The organism is Herbidospora sakaeratensis (genome assembly GCF_001570525.1).
Taxonomy (GTDB): Bacteria; Actinomycetota; Actinomycetes; order Streptosporangiales; family Streptosporangiaceae; genus Herbidospora; species Herbidospora sakaeratensis.
In genome coordinates this window covers 1283580-1298695 of the sequence record NZ_BBXC01000007.1, presented here as the reverse complement: position 1 = coordinate 1298695, position 15116 = coordinate 1283580, and the positions used below count along the sequence as shown (strand labels likewise).

Sequence of the window (15116 nt, the reverse complement as noted above, 5' to 3'; positions counted from 1 at the left end):
CCGCCGGCCGGCCGCTCAGGGCGCCGGGCTGAGGCCCGTCACCGCCAGGGAGAGCAGGCGGTTGGCCTCGGCGGCCGGGTCGGGGTGGTGTTCGGTGGCCAGGGCGATGCCGGTGATCAGGGCGAGCAGGTCGGCGATGGTGACGCCGGGGGCCAGCACGGCCGCGGCCTGACGGACCAGGGGTTCGCCCGCCTCCGTGAGCTGTCCGGTGGCGCAGTGTTCGTGCTCGTCGCCGGTGACCTGGTCGCGGTTGAGGGCCATGGCCAGGCCGCGGATCGTCGCGGCCGACGTCGTCACCGCGTTGAGCCATTCCAGCAGGGCCGCCCTCGGGTCGGGGCGGCCGACGCGGTCGCGGGCGTGCGCGCACAGGGTCTCGACGTGGTCGCGGAAGACGGCGGCCAGCAGGGCGTGCCGGTTGGGGAAGTGGCGGCGGACCGTGCCCGATCCCACGCCCGCGACGCGGGCGATCTGTTCCAGTGACGCGTCGGCGCCGTTGAGCGCGATCTCCTCCTCGGCGACGGCGAGCAGCCGCGCGTAGTTGCGCTGGGCGTCGGCGCGCATGGGCCTCACCTCGGGGATTGCTAAACGGCGGGGGTCTCCGTATCGTACCGAAACAGAAACGGCGGACCCCGCCGTTTATGATCGGAAGAGGAGTGCCATGTCCCAGGTACTGGTCACCGGCGCCACCGGACAACAGGGAGGCGCGACCGCCCGCGCCCTGATCGCGGCGGGGGTGCCCGTCAGAGCCCTGGTCAGGGATCCTTCGACGGCCAAGGCCAAGGCGGTCGAGGCGCTCGGGGCCCATCTGGTCACGGGCGATCTCACCGACCGCGGCTCGCTGGACGCGGCCGTGGACGGGGTGCGGGCCGTGTTCTCGGTGCAGATGCCGCCGATGCAGGACGACGCCATCGACTTCGACGGCGAACGCGTCCAGGCGGAGAACCTGATCGAGGCGGCGCTGGCCGCGGGGGTGCCGCAGTTCGTGCACACCGCCGTGTCGGGGGCCGCGCAGAAGATCACCAGAGAGCGGTGGGCGGCGCTGCAGCCCTACTACACCACCAAGTCCGGCATCCAGGACCGGGTCAGGGAGGCCGGGTTCCGTCACTGGACGCTGCTCAACCCCGGCTGGTTCATGGAGAACTTCCTGCCCTCGGCCGCCTACCTGCTGCCGCGCGGGGTCCAGGGCGGCCTGGTCACGGTGCTGAAGCCGCAGACCCGGCTCTCGCTCGTCGCGGTCGACGACATCGGGCGGGCCGCCGCGGCGGCCGTGCTCGACCCCGAGCGGTTCCACGGGGTCGAGCTGGAGCTGGCGAGCGAGCTCCTGACGATGACGGAGATCGCGGCGGTCATGTCGAAGGCCCTCGGCGCCGAGCTGACCGCGCCCGACCTGACCGAGGAGGAGGCGCTCGCCCTGGGCATGCCCGTCTGGGCGGGGATCTCGCACGAACGGACCGGGGCGGTCGGGCAGCCCGCGCGTCCGGAGTACGCGCGGGCGCTCGGCATCCCGCTGACCACCTTCGAGGAGTGGACGCGCCAGTACCTCTAACCGGCCATCATCTGGTCGCGCAGGGTGGTGCGGACGTCGCAGTTGGCCAGCGCGAACGAGTCGGCCAGGGCGATCAGCTCGTCGTCGGTCAGGCCGCGGAACAACTCCGCGTACTCGTAGGCGAGCGGCTGGGCGACCGTGAGGTTCAGCAGCAGGGTGCGCACCCAGTCGTACTGGCCCCAGGGGTAGGGGTCGAAGCCGGGGAACTCGTCGGCGATCATCTGGTAGAACGGGCCGGTCACCTCGGCCACGCCCGTGCCGTCGCTGCCCCACTGGTCGGCGCCCAGGCGCACCTTCTTGGCGACGAAGTCGCCGAACCGCTTCAGGTACGGGGAGTCGGGGCGCACCGTGACCAGGCCCTGGCGGCCCAGGTCCTTGTACATCCAGATCGACCACCCGGCGTCGTCGCGCCTGAAGATGTCGAGCTGGTCGGCCAGCAGCTGCCGGAGCTCGGCGTCGCGGGGTTCGGAGCCGGTGTAGATGGGGCCGAACTCGCCGACCCACACCGGGGTGCCGGTGCGGTTGCTGTACTCGGTGCGCTCGGCGTACTTCTCCTCGAGGGTGGACCTGTCCCAGTGCTTCCCTGCGGTCTCGCCCGGGTAGGGGCCGCCGCCGCCCAGGCCGGGGGCGGCGTAGTCGTGGGCGGCGTACACCGTGTTGGCCCACGGCTCGTCGAAGACGTCGAACTCGGTGGAGTAGGTGTTGCCGTCGAGGAACAGGATGTGCCGGTCGTCGATGGCCCGGATGGCGTTGACCAGGCGGGTGTAGACGGGGCCGACCACCTTGCGCGACTCGTCGGCGGGCTCGTTGATCGGGTTGTAGCCGGCCACCCAGGGGTTGTCCTTGTAGTGCTCGGCGATGTGCTCCCACATCTTGACCACGCGGTCCTGGAAGTGGGGGTGGTCCCAGAACAGGGGGCGGTGGGTGATGTTGTCGGAGTGCCAGTGGTGGTTCTGCGAGCCGGGCAGGGCGTGCAGGTCGATGACGGTGTAGATGCCGTGCTTCGCGCACGCCTCCACGGCCCGGTCGAGGTGCCTGAAGCCCTCGGTCTTGAACTCGAAGGGCCGCTCGTCGTCCTCGAAGTGGCGGTAGTTGACCGGGAGGCGGACGCAGTTCATGCCCATCTCGGCCAGCAGCTTCGCGTCGTCCTCGTTGAAGAAGGCGGTCAGCAGGCGGTCGAAGAACAACTCGTATTTCTCGTCGCCGAGGACCTCGCGCACCGTGCTGCGCATCAGCGCCTCGTTGGCCGCGTAGCCGGTGATGAAGTTCTCCATGTTCAGCCAGCCGCCGACCGCGACGCCGCGCAGGCGGACGGGGGCGCCCGACTCGTCGACGATCTGGCGTCCTTCGACCCGGAGGAAGGTCATGTGAGGGGTTCCTTTACTTGATGGCACCGGCCGACAGGCCGCGTTCGAACAGGCCCTGGAGGCAGAGGTAGGCGACGATCTCGGGGATCGCGGTGATCACCGCGCTGGCCAGGACCTTGGTCTGGTCGTTGCTGAACTGGCTGACGAAGAACTGCGGCAGCAGCGTCACCGTCTGCTGGGCCGGGTCCTGGATGAGGACCAGCGGCAGCAGGTAGGCGTTCCACGAGCCGATCAGGGTCAGCACCACGATCGCGGCGGCGATCGGCCGCGTCATGGGGATGATGATGTAGCGGAAGGAGGTGAACGTGCTCGCGCCGTCGATGCGGGCGGCGTCGAACAGCGCGTCGGGCACGCCGTCGACGAACCGGCGGGCGATCAGCACGGTGAAGGGGATCTGCAGCGCGGCCAGCGGCAGCACGACCGCCCAGTAGGTGTCGTAGACGCCGAGCGCCAGCGTGGTGGCGAACAACGGGGTGAGCAGGACGACCTCGGGCAGCGTCAGCGCCGCCAGGATCATCCAGAAGTAGACCTCCTTGCGGCGCACGCGCAGCTTGGAGAAGCCGAACGCGGCGAGCATCGTCAGGACGTACACGATGATGATCGTCGAGACCGAGATGATGACGCTGCTCTTGAAGAAGGTGCCGATCGTGCCGACCTCGAAGACGGCGCGGTAGTTGCCCCAGCCCTCCCCCGCCAGCGACCCCTGGACCATCACGACCAGCGGGAACAGGTAGGGGATGACCATCGCGGTGACCAGGATCTGCAGCAGCAGCCTGGCCGACGGGCGGCGGGCCTCAAACACCGCTCTCACCGTCCTTCCGGTTGGAGCGGGCGGCGACGGCGATGGCGCCGAGCAGGGCCAGCACGAGGAGCATGATCGACAGCGCGGCCCCGTAGCCGACGTGGGCACTGGGGATGCTGATCCGGTAGATGTAGGTGCCGAGGAACTCGGTGGCGTAGTTGGGGCCGCCGATCGTCACCAGGTAGGGGATGTCGAAGGTCTTCAGCGCGCCGATCACGCTGAGCATGGCGAGCGCGACCGTGGTGCTGCGCACGCCGGGCCACACGATGCTGACGAGGGTGCGCAGGTTGCTGGCGCCGTCGGTGCGCGCGGCCTCCAGCACCTCGGGGTCGATCTGGCCCATCGCGGCGTAGTAGAGCACGAAGGTCAGGCCGGTGAAGTTCCAGACGGTGATGAACATGATCACCGGCATGGCCGTGCTCGACTGGGCCAGCCAGGGCTGAGAGAGGAAGCCCAGGCCGACGTGGTCGAGGAACCAGTTGAGCTGGCCGTCGGCGGCGAACATCTGCCGGAACACCGGCGCCATCGTGGCCGGCGCGATGACGACCGGCGTGAACACGATCACCTTGTAGACGGTGGCCAGCTTCACCTTCGAGTGCAGCAGCGCCGCGAACACGAAGCCGATCGCGGTCTGCGCGGTGAAGGTCACCAGGAAGAAGATCACCGTGTGCCAGATGGCCTGCCAGAAGATCGGGTCGACCAGGATGTCCTGGTAGTTCTGCAGGCCCACCGAGGTGGGGGTGGGGCTGGTGCCGTCCCAGTCGAGGGTCGACAGGTAGCCCGTCTCGCCGATGCAGTAGTAGAGGATGCCGACCACGAAGACGAACGCGGGCAGGATCCAGGGAAGGCCGGAGGGGCGGATCGCCCCGCTCCGGGAACCGGGTCCCGGAGCGGAGGATCCGGAAGGACGGCGTGCCCCGGTCTTCGATGTGGTCGTGGAGGTCAAGGGTTCCGTCCTCGGGGGTTACTTGATCTTCGAAGCGGTGTCCTGCAGCGTGGCCGCGGCCTCCTCGGGGGTGGCCTCGCCGGCCGCCACCGTGGTGGACGCGACGCCGATCGCGGTCTGCAGGTCGGCGACGACCGTGGCCAGACGGGGCTCGTCCGACTTGCCGGCGTCGGCGATCAGCTTCTCCAGCGCGGGCTGCTGCGCCTCGGGGTTGACCAGCTTGACGGTGTCCCAGTTGGGCTGGGCGCTGACCAGGGCGGGGATGTCGTTGAGGATGTCGGCCACCGCCTGCTGGCCCTCGGCGGAGGTGCCGAGCCAGGTCGCGAAGGTGGTGGCGGCGGCGATGTTCTTCGACTTCTGGTTCACGGCCAGGCCGAAGTCGGCGTCACCGTAGAGGGAGCCGACGTTGCCGGTGCCCGCGATGTCGGGGAAGGCGATCGGGAGCTGGGTGAACGGCTTGGGGTCGGCGACGCCGGCGCCGGAGATGGCGGCCGTCATGCCCTCGACCGTGGAGTACTGCATGTACCAGCTGCCCATCATGACCATGGCGTACTTGCCGGACATGAAGCCGTTGTTGGCGTCGGGGTACTGCTGGGTGCCGAGGGCGCCCTCCTGCATGATCCCGTCGTCGAACAGGCCCTTCCAGAGAGTGAGCGCCTTGACGATCGTCGGGTCGGTCCAGGGCACCTCCTTCTTGAGGGCCTTCTCCCACACGCCCGGCTGGACGTTGTTGGAGATCGCCTGGAGGGTGTCCTCGTTGAACGCGGTCTGGGCCGCGCCCTGCACGAAGCAGCCGACGCCGTTGGCCTTGAAGGTCGCGCAGACCTTCTTCCACTCGTCGTAGTTGGTGGGGGGCTGCAGGTTGTACTTGTCGAACAGGTCCTTGTTGATCCAGACCGTGCCGGAGAACACCGAGCCGACCGACAGGGCGGCGAGCTTGTCGCCGTTCTTGAGGCTGGAGACCCCGATCGGGGCCAGCTTCGACTCCCAGTCGGCGCCGAGCGCCTTCTCCACGGCGGGCTTCAGGTCGATGGCGTTGACGCCGTAGATGTCGACGGACCCGTTGGCCGCGCCCGGGGCGACGTCGAAGACGTCGGGGCCGACCGACGAGGCGAGCGCGGGCCGGATCGCCGCGTCGTAGCCGTCGATGGTGAGCTTCTTGAAGGTGACCTTGATGTTGGGGTAGGCCTTGTTGAAGGCCTTGATGTATGCCTCGGCAGGCGCCGCGTCGGGGGTCCAGCCCCACCAGGTGATCTCGCCCGAGTCGGCGGATCCCTGATCCGCGTTCTGGGCGGCGCCCCCCGCCGGCGCCCCGCCGCCGGCGCAACCGGCGAGCACCAGCGCGCCGCTCATGATCGCGGCGGCGAACCCGAGGGGACGACGCTTCCAGATTCGCGAAGATCCCAGCATGTGTCTCTCCTTGCGCGTGATAGGCACGCACCGTGGTACTGACGCCGTTCCGCCCCGTGAGAAAAGTCGAGAGCCGGATCAGGCAAGGCTTCCGAAAACTCCGAAAGTTTCGAAAGCGGTCTCGAAAGAGAGAAACACCGAGCTCTCGGCAGTGTCAAGAATTTGGGCTAAATTGTTTCCGTCGAGTTTCGAAACTCTGGATCTTGTCACCTGCGCTGCCACCGGCCATCCGGAGCGCCGTCTCGGGCATAGATCCGAATAAGCCCAGTTCACGAGCGCTCTGGACGGCACCGACCCGGCCGGTGCTACGGTGATGGAAAGTTTCGACAGATCGAATCTACGCATGATGAGGTGTCGTGCCGAAGCGGGTCACAACCAGGCGCGCCGACCGGGTGACCATCGCGATGGTCGCCACGGCGGCGGGGGTATCCGTGCCGACCGTGAGCAAGGTGCTCAACGGCCGTGACGCCGTGGGCCCGGAGACCCGGAGACGCGTGCAGGATGCGCTGGAGGCCACAGGCTACCAGCGAAGGGCCAGGTCAGAGCCACGCAAAGTGGGTCTGGTCGACTTCGTGATCACCGAGCTCGACACCGCCTGGGCGAGCGAGTTGCTGCGCGGCGCCGAGCAGGAGGCCTACCGGCTGGGGGCCCGGCTGGTGCTCACCGTCACCCACGACCGGCAGGCCAACCCCCGCGAGTGGCTGGCCGCCATCGCCTCCCGGCCGACCGACGGTGTGGTCCTGGTCGGGTCGGGCACCCAGCACCTGGGGGCGGCCCGGCTGCGCACGATCGACGCCCCGTTCGTGGTCGTCGACCAGGTCGGCGGCTTCGACAAGGACATCCCGACCATCGGGGCGACCAACTGGGCCGGCGGGTTCGCGGCCACCGAGCACCTCATCGACCTGGGCCATCGCCGCATCGGCATGATCACCGGGCCCGACGGCGTGCCGTGCAGCATGGAGCGCCTCGACGGCTACCGCGCCGCGCTGCGCCGGGCCGGGCTGCCGGTCGACGAGCGCCTCATCCGGCCGGGCGACTTCTACCCCGAGAGCGGCCGCCTCGGCGCGGCCGACCTGCTTGACCTGCCCGAACCTCCGACCGCCGTGTTCGCCGCCTCCGACCAGCAGGCCGCCGGCGTCTACGAGGAGGTGCACGCCCGGGGCCTGCGGGTGCCCGACGACCTCAGCGTCGTGGGTTTCGACGACACCGAGGTCTGCGAGTGGACGACCCCGAAACTGACCACGATCCGGCAGCCCCTGGCGCAGATGGCGATGCTGGCCGTGCGCAACGTGCTGGAGTCGGAGCACCCGGCGGAGGAGCCGCTGCGGCTGGAGCTCTCGACCAGCCTGGTGATCAGGGACAGCACCGCCGCGCCGTCCGAAACTTCCTCGAAACAGTCTTGACGTCCGGAAAAGTCAGCCCTACGGTGTCTCCGAATGCTCGGAGTTTCGGATAATTCCCGAAACTTTCTTTGAAGGAGTCCCCGGTGCCTCTCGTGCAGATCGACCTCGACCGTTCCCTCGCCGAACGGCTGGGCCCACAGATCAGCGAAGGCGTCCACCAGGCTCTGGTGGACGGGCTCGGGATGGACCCGACCGACAAGTTCCAGATCTTCCGCACGCACGCCCCCGGCGAGCTGGTCGCCGACCCCGGGTACAACGGCGTCGACCGCCGCGACCTGATCAGCATCCAGATCCAGATGGTCCACATGTACGACGTGACCACCAAGTGGGCGACCTTCGACCTGATCGCGAAGAACCTGGCCGACCTCGGCATCCGCAACGACGACCTGCTGATCAGCGTCGTGGAGAACGGCTTCGAGGACTGGTACGCCGGCAAGTCCCGCAACTAGGAGATTTCACGATGAAGGTTCTCTACATCGGCGGCACCGGCACGATCAGCTCGTCGTGCGTGGCCGAGTCGGTCCGCCAGGGACAGGACGTGTACGTCCTCAACCGCGGCAAGACCAGCAAGCGCCCCCTCCCGACGGGGTCACGCCCATCACGGGCGACGTGCAGGACCCGGCGTCCCTCGCCGAGGTGTTCGAGGGCGCCGCGTTCGACAGCGTGGTCAACTTCCTCAGCTTCGGCGCCGGCGACGCCGCCGCCATGGTGGACCTGCTCGACGGCCGCGTCGGCCAGTACGTCCACATCAGCTCCGCCTCGATCTACCACAAGCCGGTGCGGCAGTGGCCGGTCACCGAGTCGACCACCCGGCGCAACCCCTACCTGGCCTACGCCCGCGACAAGATCGCCGCCGAGGACGTGCTGCACCGCGCCTACGAGGAGCGCGCGTTCCCGGTCACGATCGTGCGCCCGTCGCACACCTACGACGACGCCAACCCGCCGCTGCCCGGCGACTGGACCGCCTGGGACCGCATCGCGCGCGGCGACGAACTGGTCGTGCCCGGCGACGGCACCAGCCTGTGGACGCTCACCCACGCCCGCGACCTCGCCGTCGGCCTGGCGGGCCTGATCGGCAACTGGCAGGCGATCGGCGAGGACTTCCACATCACCTCCGACGAGTCGCTGACCTGGGACGAGATCTACGGCATCATCGCCAGGACCGAGCACGTCGAGCCCCGGCTGGTGCACCTGCCCTCGGAGTTCCTGCCGACGGTCGCGCCCGACTGGTTCTGGTCGACGCTGATCCTCGGCGACCTCGCCCACACGGCGGTCTTCGACAACAGCAAGATCAAGCGGTTCGTGCCGGCCTTCAACCCGACCACGACGTGGTCGGAGGGCGCCCGGCGGCTGCACGCCTGGCGGTCGGCCAACCCCGGGCAGACCCGTCCCGACGCGGCCACCGACGAGGTGCTCGGCCGGCTCGTCGCCGCCCACCACGCCGCCCTGGCGGCGATCACCCCGCCGGCCCGCTGATGGCGGACGTCTGGCTGGACGTCGGGGGCGTCCACCTGGAGGGAGTGACCTGGGACGACGTCGCGGGCCGCCTGCGGTTCGTGGACATCCCCCGGGGCCGGGTCTTCGACGCGGGGCCGGAGGGCGACGTCCACTGGGTCGACCTGCCCGCGCCGGTCACGGCCGTGCACATGACCACCGACCCCGGCACCCTGCTGATCGCCGACGGCGACGGCATGGCCCTGACCTCGGGCGGCGTGGTCACCGAACGGCTCGCCGCGCCGCTGGCCGGCCGGCCGGAGATCCGGATGAACGACGGCAACGTCGACCCGGCCGGGCGCTACCTGGCCGGGAGCATGGCCTACGCCTTCACCACCGGCGCGGCCGCCCTCTACCGGCTCGACGCCGACCGGTCCCTGCACACCGTGCTGACCGGCGTGACGTGCAGCAACGGGATCGACTGGTCGCCTGACGGCACCCGCTGCTACTACGTCGACACCCCCACCCGGCGGATCGACGTCTTCGACGCCGACATGACCGGCCGCCGGACCTACGCCGACACCTCCGACCAGCCCGGCATGCCCGACGGCCTGACCGTCGACGCCGAGGGCGGGGTGTGGGTGGCCTTCTGGGGCGGCGGCCGGGTGGTGCGCTACTGGGAGGGCGAGCCCGACGTGGTCGTCGAGTTGCCCGTCACCCAGGTCACCTCGTGCGCGTTCGGCGGGCCGGACCTCGGCCTGCTCTACATCTCCACCTCCACCGAGGAGCTCTCCCCCGCGCAGCTCCGCGACCAGCCCGCCGCCGGTGCGATCTTCCGGGCCGAGCCCGGCCACCGCGGCCGACCCGCGAACAGGTTCGTGATCTGAGATGGACGAACGGCCCTTCGGCCGGACGGGCCTGCGCGTGACGCCCATCTGCGTCGGCACCAGCCCGCTGGCGAGCATGCCCGACCTGTACGGCTACGCCGTCGACGACGCCCGCGCCGAGGCGACGATCGACGACGTGTTCGACGGCCCGGTCAACTTCCTCGACACCTCCAACAACTACGGCGCCGGCAGCGCCGAACGCCGCATCGGCGCGGTCATCCGCCGCCGCGGCCTGCCGGAGGGCTTCGTGCTGGCCACCAAGGCCGACGCCGACCCCGACACCGGCGACTTCTCCGGCGAGCGGGTGCGCCGCTCGGTCGAGGAGAGCCTGGAGCGCCTCGGCGTCGACCACGTGCCGGTCATGTACCTGCACGACCCCGAGTACCACGTCACCTTCGAGGAGGCGATGGCCCCCGGCGGCGCCGTGGAGGCGCTGGTCGCGCTGCGCGAGGAGGGCGTCGTCGGCCACCTCGGCATCGCGGGCGGCCCGGTCGACCTGATGCGCCGGTTCGTCGCCACCGACGTCTTCGACGCCGTGATCAACCACAACCGCTGGACGCTGGTCGACCGCTCCGCCGCTCCGCTCATGGACGACGCCCACGCGAAGGACGTCGCCTTCGTCAACGGCGCCCCCTACGGCGGCGGCATGCTCGTCAAGGGCCCCGACGTCCAGCCCCGCTACGCCTACCGGGAGACCGCCGAGTCGGTCCGCGAGGCGGTCAGGGCCATGGCCGCGGCGTGCGCCGCCCACGGCGTGCCCCTGCCCGCGGCGGCGCTCCAGTTCTCGCTGCGCGACCCCCGCGTGACCTCCACCATCGTCGGCGTCTCCGAACCCGGACGCGTCGCGGCGACGCTGGAGCTCGCGTCCATCCCGATCCCCGCCGAGTTGTGGGACGAACTCGACCGCATCAACCGGAGAGACACATGACCATCGTGGACACCCCCGCCGCCCCCTGGAAGGACGCGGGACGGTCCCCCGAGGAGCGGGCCGAGGCGCTGATGGCGCGGATGAGCCTGCCGGAGAAGATCGCCCAGCTGTACGGGGTGTGGGTCGGCATCGACAACACCGACGGCGAGATGGCCCCCCACCAGCACGAGTTCACCGCGCTGCCGATCCCGTGGGACGACCTGGTCAAGGACGGCATCGGCCAGCTCACCCGGCCGTTCGGCACCACGCCGGTCGACCCGGTCAAGGGCGCCACGACGCTGGCGGCCGCGCAGCGTTCCCTCATGACGGCCGGGCGCTGGGGCGTGCCCGCCCTCGTGCACGAGGAGATCCTCACCGGCGTGGCCGCCTGGCAGGCGGGCGTCTACCCCAACCCGCTGTGCTGGGGCGCCACGTTCGACCCCGAACTGGTCGAGCGGATGGGCGCCCAGATCGGCGCGACCATGCGCCGCCTCGGCGTCCAGCAGGGGCTGGCCCCGGTCCTGGACGTCGCCCGCGACCTGCGCTGGGGCCGGGTCGAGGAGACCATCGGCGAGGATCCGCACCTGGTGGGCCTGATCGGGAGCGCCTACATCAGGGGCGTGCAGTCGCAGGGCGTCGTCGCCACCCTCAAGCACTTCGTGGGCTACTCGGCGTCCAAGGGCGGCCGCAACCTCGCCCCGGTGTCGGCGGGCCGCCGCGAGGTCGCCGACGTGCTGCTGCCGCCGTTCGAGATGGCCCTGCGCGCGGGCGCGGGGTCGGTGATGAACTCCTACGCCGACATCGACGGCACCCCCGTCGCGGCCGACGCGACCCTGCTGACCGACCTGCTGCGCGACACCTACGGCTTCACCGGCACGGTCGTGGCCGACTACTTCTCGGTGGCGTTCCTGCAGACCCTGCACCATGTCGCCGCCTCCCCCACCGACGCGGCCCGGCTGGCGCTGACCGCCGGGATCGACGTCGAGCTGCCGACCGTGAACACCTTCGGGCCCGCGCTGGTCGAGGCGGTGGAGCGGGGCGAGGTCGACCTCGCGCTGATCGACCGCGCGCTGCGCCGGGTGCTGGTCCAGAAGGCCGAGCTCGGCCTGCTCGACGCCGACTGGGATCCCGAGCCGCCCATCCTGCACGAGACCGACCCGGTGCTCGACGGGCCCGAGGTGCGCGAGCTGGCCGGCCGGCTGGCCCGCCGCTCCATCGTGCTGCTGCACAACCGGGACGCGACGCTGCCGCTGGCCCCCGGCGCGAAGCTGGCCGTGGTGGGCCCGCGCGCCGACACCGCGCAGGCCATGATGGGCTGCTACTCCTTCCCGATGCACGTCGGCGTGCACCACCCGGAGACGGGCATGGGCGTGGAGATCCCCACCCTGCTCGACGCGCTGAAGAGCGAGTACGCCGTCACCCACGCGCAGGGCGTGCCGGTGACCGGCGGCGACGACGCGGGCATCGCGGCGGCCGTCGCGGCCACCGCCGACGCCGACGTGATCGTGGCCGTGCTCGGCGACCAGGCCGGCCTGTTCGGGCGCGGCACCTCCGGCGAGGGCTGCGACGCCCCCGGCCTGGCGCTGCCCGGCCGGCAGGAGGAGCTGCTGGAGGCGCTGCTGGACACCGGCAAGCCGGTCGTGCTGGTCCTGCTGGTCGGCCGCCCCTACGAGCTCGGCCGGCAGATCGACCGCCTGGCCGCCGTGGTGTGCGGGTTCTTCCCCGGCGAGGAGGGCGCGGCGGCGCTGGCCGACGTGTTGTCGGGCCGGGCGAACCCGGCCGGGCGCCTGCCGGTGAGCTTCCCGCGCGACGGCGGCAACCAGCCGGCCACCTACCTCGGCGCGCCGCTGGCCCAGAAGAGCGAGGTCAGCAACGTCGACCCGAGCGCGCTGTTCGCCTTCGGCCACGGCCTGTCGTACGCCCCGGTCACCTGGGGCGAGGTCACCGGCCCGGATGCCTGGACCACCGACGGCACCTTCGACGTGACCGTGACGCTGCGGAACGAGACCGAGCGGGAGTCCTCCGAGGTCGTCCAGGTCTACCTGCACGACCCGGTCGCCGAGGTCGCCCGGCCGGTGCAGGCGCTCATCGCGGCGCACCGCGTCGACCTGGCCCCCGGCGAGAGCCGCCAGCTCACCCTCACCCTGCACGCCGACCAGACCTCCTACACCGGGGCGTCGTGGCGGCGGCAGGTCGACCCCGGCGACGTCGAGCTGCGGGTGGGCGCGTCCAGCGCCGACGTCCGCGCCGTGCTCGCCGTGACGATGACCGGCCCCCGGCGTTTTGTCGGATTCGACCGAGTCATGGAAGCATCCGTCCTCTGACGGATCCGGGGGCGGCCCGTCGGCCGGGCCGCCCCTTTCTCTCTCCCAGGAGTTGTCATGACCTCTTCCCCTCCCCTGCGCTGGGCGATCATCGGCACCGGCGGCATCGCCCGCCAGTTCGCCGACGATTTGCGCCTGACGGAGGCCGCCGAGCTGGTGGCGGTCGGCTCGCGGACGCAGGCCCGCGCCGAGGCGTTCGCCGCCGAGACGGGCGCGCCCCGCGCCTACGCCGACCAGGCCGCGATGCTCGCGGCCGACGACGTCGACGCCGTGTACGTCGCCACCCCCCACCCCGCCCACCACGCCGGCGCCCTGGCCGCGATCGAGGCGGGCAAGGCCGTCCTGGTCGAGAAGCCGTTCACCATCAACCGGCGCGAGGCCGAGGAGCTGGTCGCGGCGGCCCGCGCCCGCGGGGTGTTCCTGATGGAGGCCATGTGGACCCGGTTCCTGCCGCACATGGTCCGCATCCGCGAGCTGCTCGCCGAAGGGCGGCTCGGCGACGTGCGCCTCGCGGTGGCCGAGCACGGCGTCTGGTTCCGCCATGACCCCGTCCACCGCATGTTCGACCCCGCCCTCGGCGGCGGCGCGCTGCTCGACCTGGGCGTCTACCCGGTCTCGTTCCTGTCGATGGTCTTCGGCACGCCGGTCTCGGTGACCGCCTCGACGCAGTTCGGCGACACCGGCGTCGACGGCCAGACGGCCGTGCTGACGAAGTACGAGGGCGGCCGGCAGGGCGTGGCGACCAGCAGCATGGAGGCGTTCCTGCCCAACCGGGCCTCGATCGCCGGCACCGACGCGCGCGTCGACATCGACCCCTGGTGGTACCGGCCCACGTCGTTCACCCTCACCACGCGCGCCGGCGCGGCCGAGCGTTACACCTTCGACGTGCCCGGCAACGGCCTGCGCTTCCAGGCCGAGGAGGTCGCCCGCTGCGTGCGCGCGGGCCTGCTGGAGAGCCCGGTCCTCACTCTCGACGAGTCGTGCCAGATCATGGGCACCATGGACGAGGTGCGCGCCCAGGCCGGACTGCGTTACCCCGGCGAATAGGAGGCGGTGCTGGCCCGGACCACCAGCTTGGTCGACAACTCGACCCGGCCCTCGGTCATCTCCGCGCCCTCTTGGTGACCGAGCAGCGACCGGACCGCCAGCGCCGCCATCTTCGCGATCGGCTGCCGGACCGTCGTCAGGGGCGGGGCCATCCACTGCGCCATCGGCACGTCGTCGAACCCGACGACGCTCACGTCGGCGGGCACCCGCAGGCCCCGCTCCTGGATGGCGGCGTAGACGCCGAGGGCCTGCTCGTCGTTGCCCGCGAAGATCGCCGTCGGCGGTTCGGGCCGGTCGAGCAGGGCCTGGGTCAGCGAGAACCCGCTGTGGTAGTGGAAGTCGCCGTGCTGGACCAGGTCGTCGTCGAGCGTGATCCCGGCCCGCTCGACCGCCGCGCGGCACCCGGCCAGCCGCGCCTGGCTGCACAGCAGCCGCATCGGCCCGGTGAGCACGCCGATGCGGCGGTGACCCAGGTCGAGCAGGTGCTTGGCGGCGGCCAGGCCGCCGCCCCAGTTGCCCGCGCCGATCGACGGGATCGTGCCGTCGGCGTCGCCGACCGGGTCGACCAGCACGGCCGGCAAGCCCAGTTTGGCGATGAGCGCCAGGTCGGCCGGGGTCAGCTCCGACAGGGCGAGGATGATGCCGCCCGGGGCCCGGTCGGCGATGTCCTCCAGCCACTGCTGCCCGTGCCCCGGCGTGTTGTCGAACACCGACACCACGACGCCGACCCGGGCCGACCGCGCCTCCTGCTCGGCGCCCCGGATCACCTCGGCCGCCCACGGCGAGTTCACGTCGCTCACCACCAGCTCCAGCAGCCCGCCCCGCCGGGACGAGGCCCGGGGCAGGGCGAGCGGCAGCGGCCGTTTGGTGCGTTTGGTGGGCACGTAGCCGCGCCGGGCCAGCAGGGTCTCGATCTGCGACCGGGTGGCGGGCGCCACGTCCGACCGGCCGTTGAGCACCTTCGAGACCGTCGCGCGGGACACCCCGGCCTCAGCGGCGATGTCGGCCACGGTCACGCGAGAAACTAACGAGTCGGACATCAA

At 71.1% G+C, this 15116-nt stretch carries 14 protein-coding genes; 8 read left to right on the top strand and 6 right to left on the bottom strand.

Features of this window, described 5'->3' with window-relative positions; genetic code table 11:
* Positions 1-15: 15 nt before the first annotated feature.
* Positions 16-561 carry a TetR/AcrR family transcriptional regulator gene (locus tag AW271_RS05450; RefSeq protein WP_157553907.1) on the bottom strand — a complete coding sequence of 182 codons (546 nt, stop codon included), beginning with the start codon at positions 559-561 and terminating at the stop codon, positions 16-18.
* 97 nt (positions 562-658) lie between these two features.
* Between AW271_RS05450 and AW271_RS05445 the strand changes: the two genes are divergently transcribed.
* A complete protein-coding gene (locus tag AW271_RS05445; protein WP_062332573.1) occupies positions 659-1546 on the top strand; it encodes an NmrA/HSCARG family protein in 888 nt (295 codons plus the stop codon).
* On the opposite strand, the gene AW271_RS05440 is transcribed toward AW271_RS05445, so the two are convergent.
* The 4 genes from AW271_RS05440 to AW271_RS05425 all read right to left on the bottom strand — a co-directional run bounded on the left by AW271_RS05440 (position 1543) and on the right by AW271_RS05425 (position 6071).
* Positions 1543-2913 carry a glycoside hydrolase family 5 protein gene (locus AW271_RS05440; protein WP_062332569.1) on the bottom strand — a complete coding sequence of 457 codons (1371 nt, stop codon included), beginning with the start codon at positions 2911-2913 and terminating at the stop codon, positions 1543-1545. The two genes, AW271_RS05445 and AW271_RS05440, sit on opposite strands and share 4 nt — an antisense overlap.
* Before the next feature lie 13 nt (positions 2914-2926).
* Positions 2927-3715, bottom strand: a complete 789-nt coding sequence (locus tag AW271_RS05435; protein WP_062332566.1) for a carbohydrate ABC transporter permease — start codon at positions 3713-3715, stop codon at positions 2927-2929.
* A complete protein-coding gene (locus AW271_RS05430) occupies positions 3708-4532 on the bottom strand; it encodes a carbohydrate ABC transporter permease (RefSeq protein ID WP_218007948.1) in 825 nt (274 codons plus the stop codon). Before AW271_RS05430 ends, AW271_RS05435 begins: the two co-directional genes overlap by 8 nt.
* Before the next feature lie 147 nt (positions 4533-4679).
* Positions 4680-6071 (bottom strand): ABC transporter substrate-binding protein, encoded by a 1392-nt coding sequence (locus AW271_RS05425; RefSeq protein WP_062332564.1) that lies wholly within the window; start codon positions 6069-6071, stop codon positions 4680-4682.
* Positions 6072-6427: 356 nt separating this feature from the next.
* Here AW271_RS05425 and AW271_RS05420 point away from each other — a divergent pair, with 356 nt between their 5' ends.
* The 7 genes from AW271_RS05420 (at position 6428) to AW271_RS05390 (ending at position 14073) form a co-directional block, all read left to right on the top strand.
* Entirely contained in the window at positions 6428-7474 is a 1047-nt protein-coding gene (locus tag AW271_RS05420) for a LacI family DNA-binding transcriptional regulator (protein WP_245652934.1), read from the top strand.
* 83 nt (positions 7475-7557) lie between these two features.
* Positions 7558-7923 (top strand): tautomerase family protein, encoded by a 366-nt coding sequence (locus AW271_RS05415; protein WP_062332562.1) that lies wholly within the window; start codon positions 7558-7560, stop codon positions 7921-7923.
* Positions 7924-7978: 55 nt separating this feature from the next.
* Positions 7979-8950 carry an NAD-dependent epimerase/dehydratase family protein gene (locus tag AW271_RS05410; RefSeq protein ID WP_218007947.1) on the top strand — a complete coding sequence of 324 codons (972 nt, stop codon included), beginning with the start codon at positions 7979-7981 and terminating at the stop codon, positions 8948-8950.
* Positions 8950-9795 carry an SMP-30/gluconolactonase/LRE family protein gene (locus tag AW271_RS05405; protein WP_062332560.1) on the top strand — a complete coding sequence of 282 codons (846 nt, stop codon included), beginning with the start codon at positions 8950-8952 and terminating at the stop codon, positions 9793-9795. The genes AW271_RS05410 and AW271_RS05405 overlap by 1 nt, the downstream gene beginning before the upstream one ends.
* A gap of 1 nt (position 9796) precedes the next feature.
* Positions 9797-10723: an aldo/keto reductase gene (locus AW271_RS05400; RefSeq protein WP_062332558.1), complete on the top strand. Its 927-nt coding sequence runs from the start codon at positions 9797-9799 to the stop codon at positions 10721-10723.
* Positions 10720-13026, top strand: a complete 2307-nt coding sequence (locus tag AW271_RS05395) for a glycoside hydrolase family 3 N-terminal domain-containing protein (protein ID WP_062332556.1) — start codon at positions 10720-10722, stop codon at positions 13024-13026. The genes AW271_RS05400 and AW271_RS05395 overlap by 4 nt, the downstream gene beginning before the upstream one ends.
* Positions 13027-13083: 57 nt before the next feature.
* Positions 13084-14073, top strand: a complete 990-nt coding sequence (locus tag AW271_RS05390) for a Gfo/Idh/MocA family protein (protein WP_062332553.1) — start codon at positions 13084-13086, stop codon at positions 14071-14073.
* Here the strand turns inward: AW271_RS05390 and AW271_RS05385 are convergent.
* A complete protein-coding gene (locus tag AW271_RS05385) occupies positions 14058-15113 on the bottom strand; it encodes a LacI family DNA-binding transcriptional regulator (protein ID WP_062332550.1) in 1056 nt (351 codons plus the stop codon). The two genes, AW271_RS05390 and AW271_RS05385, sit on opposite strands and share 16 nt — an antisense overlap.
* Between the last annotated feature and the right edge of the window lie 3 nt (positions 15114-15116).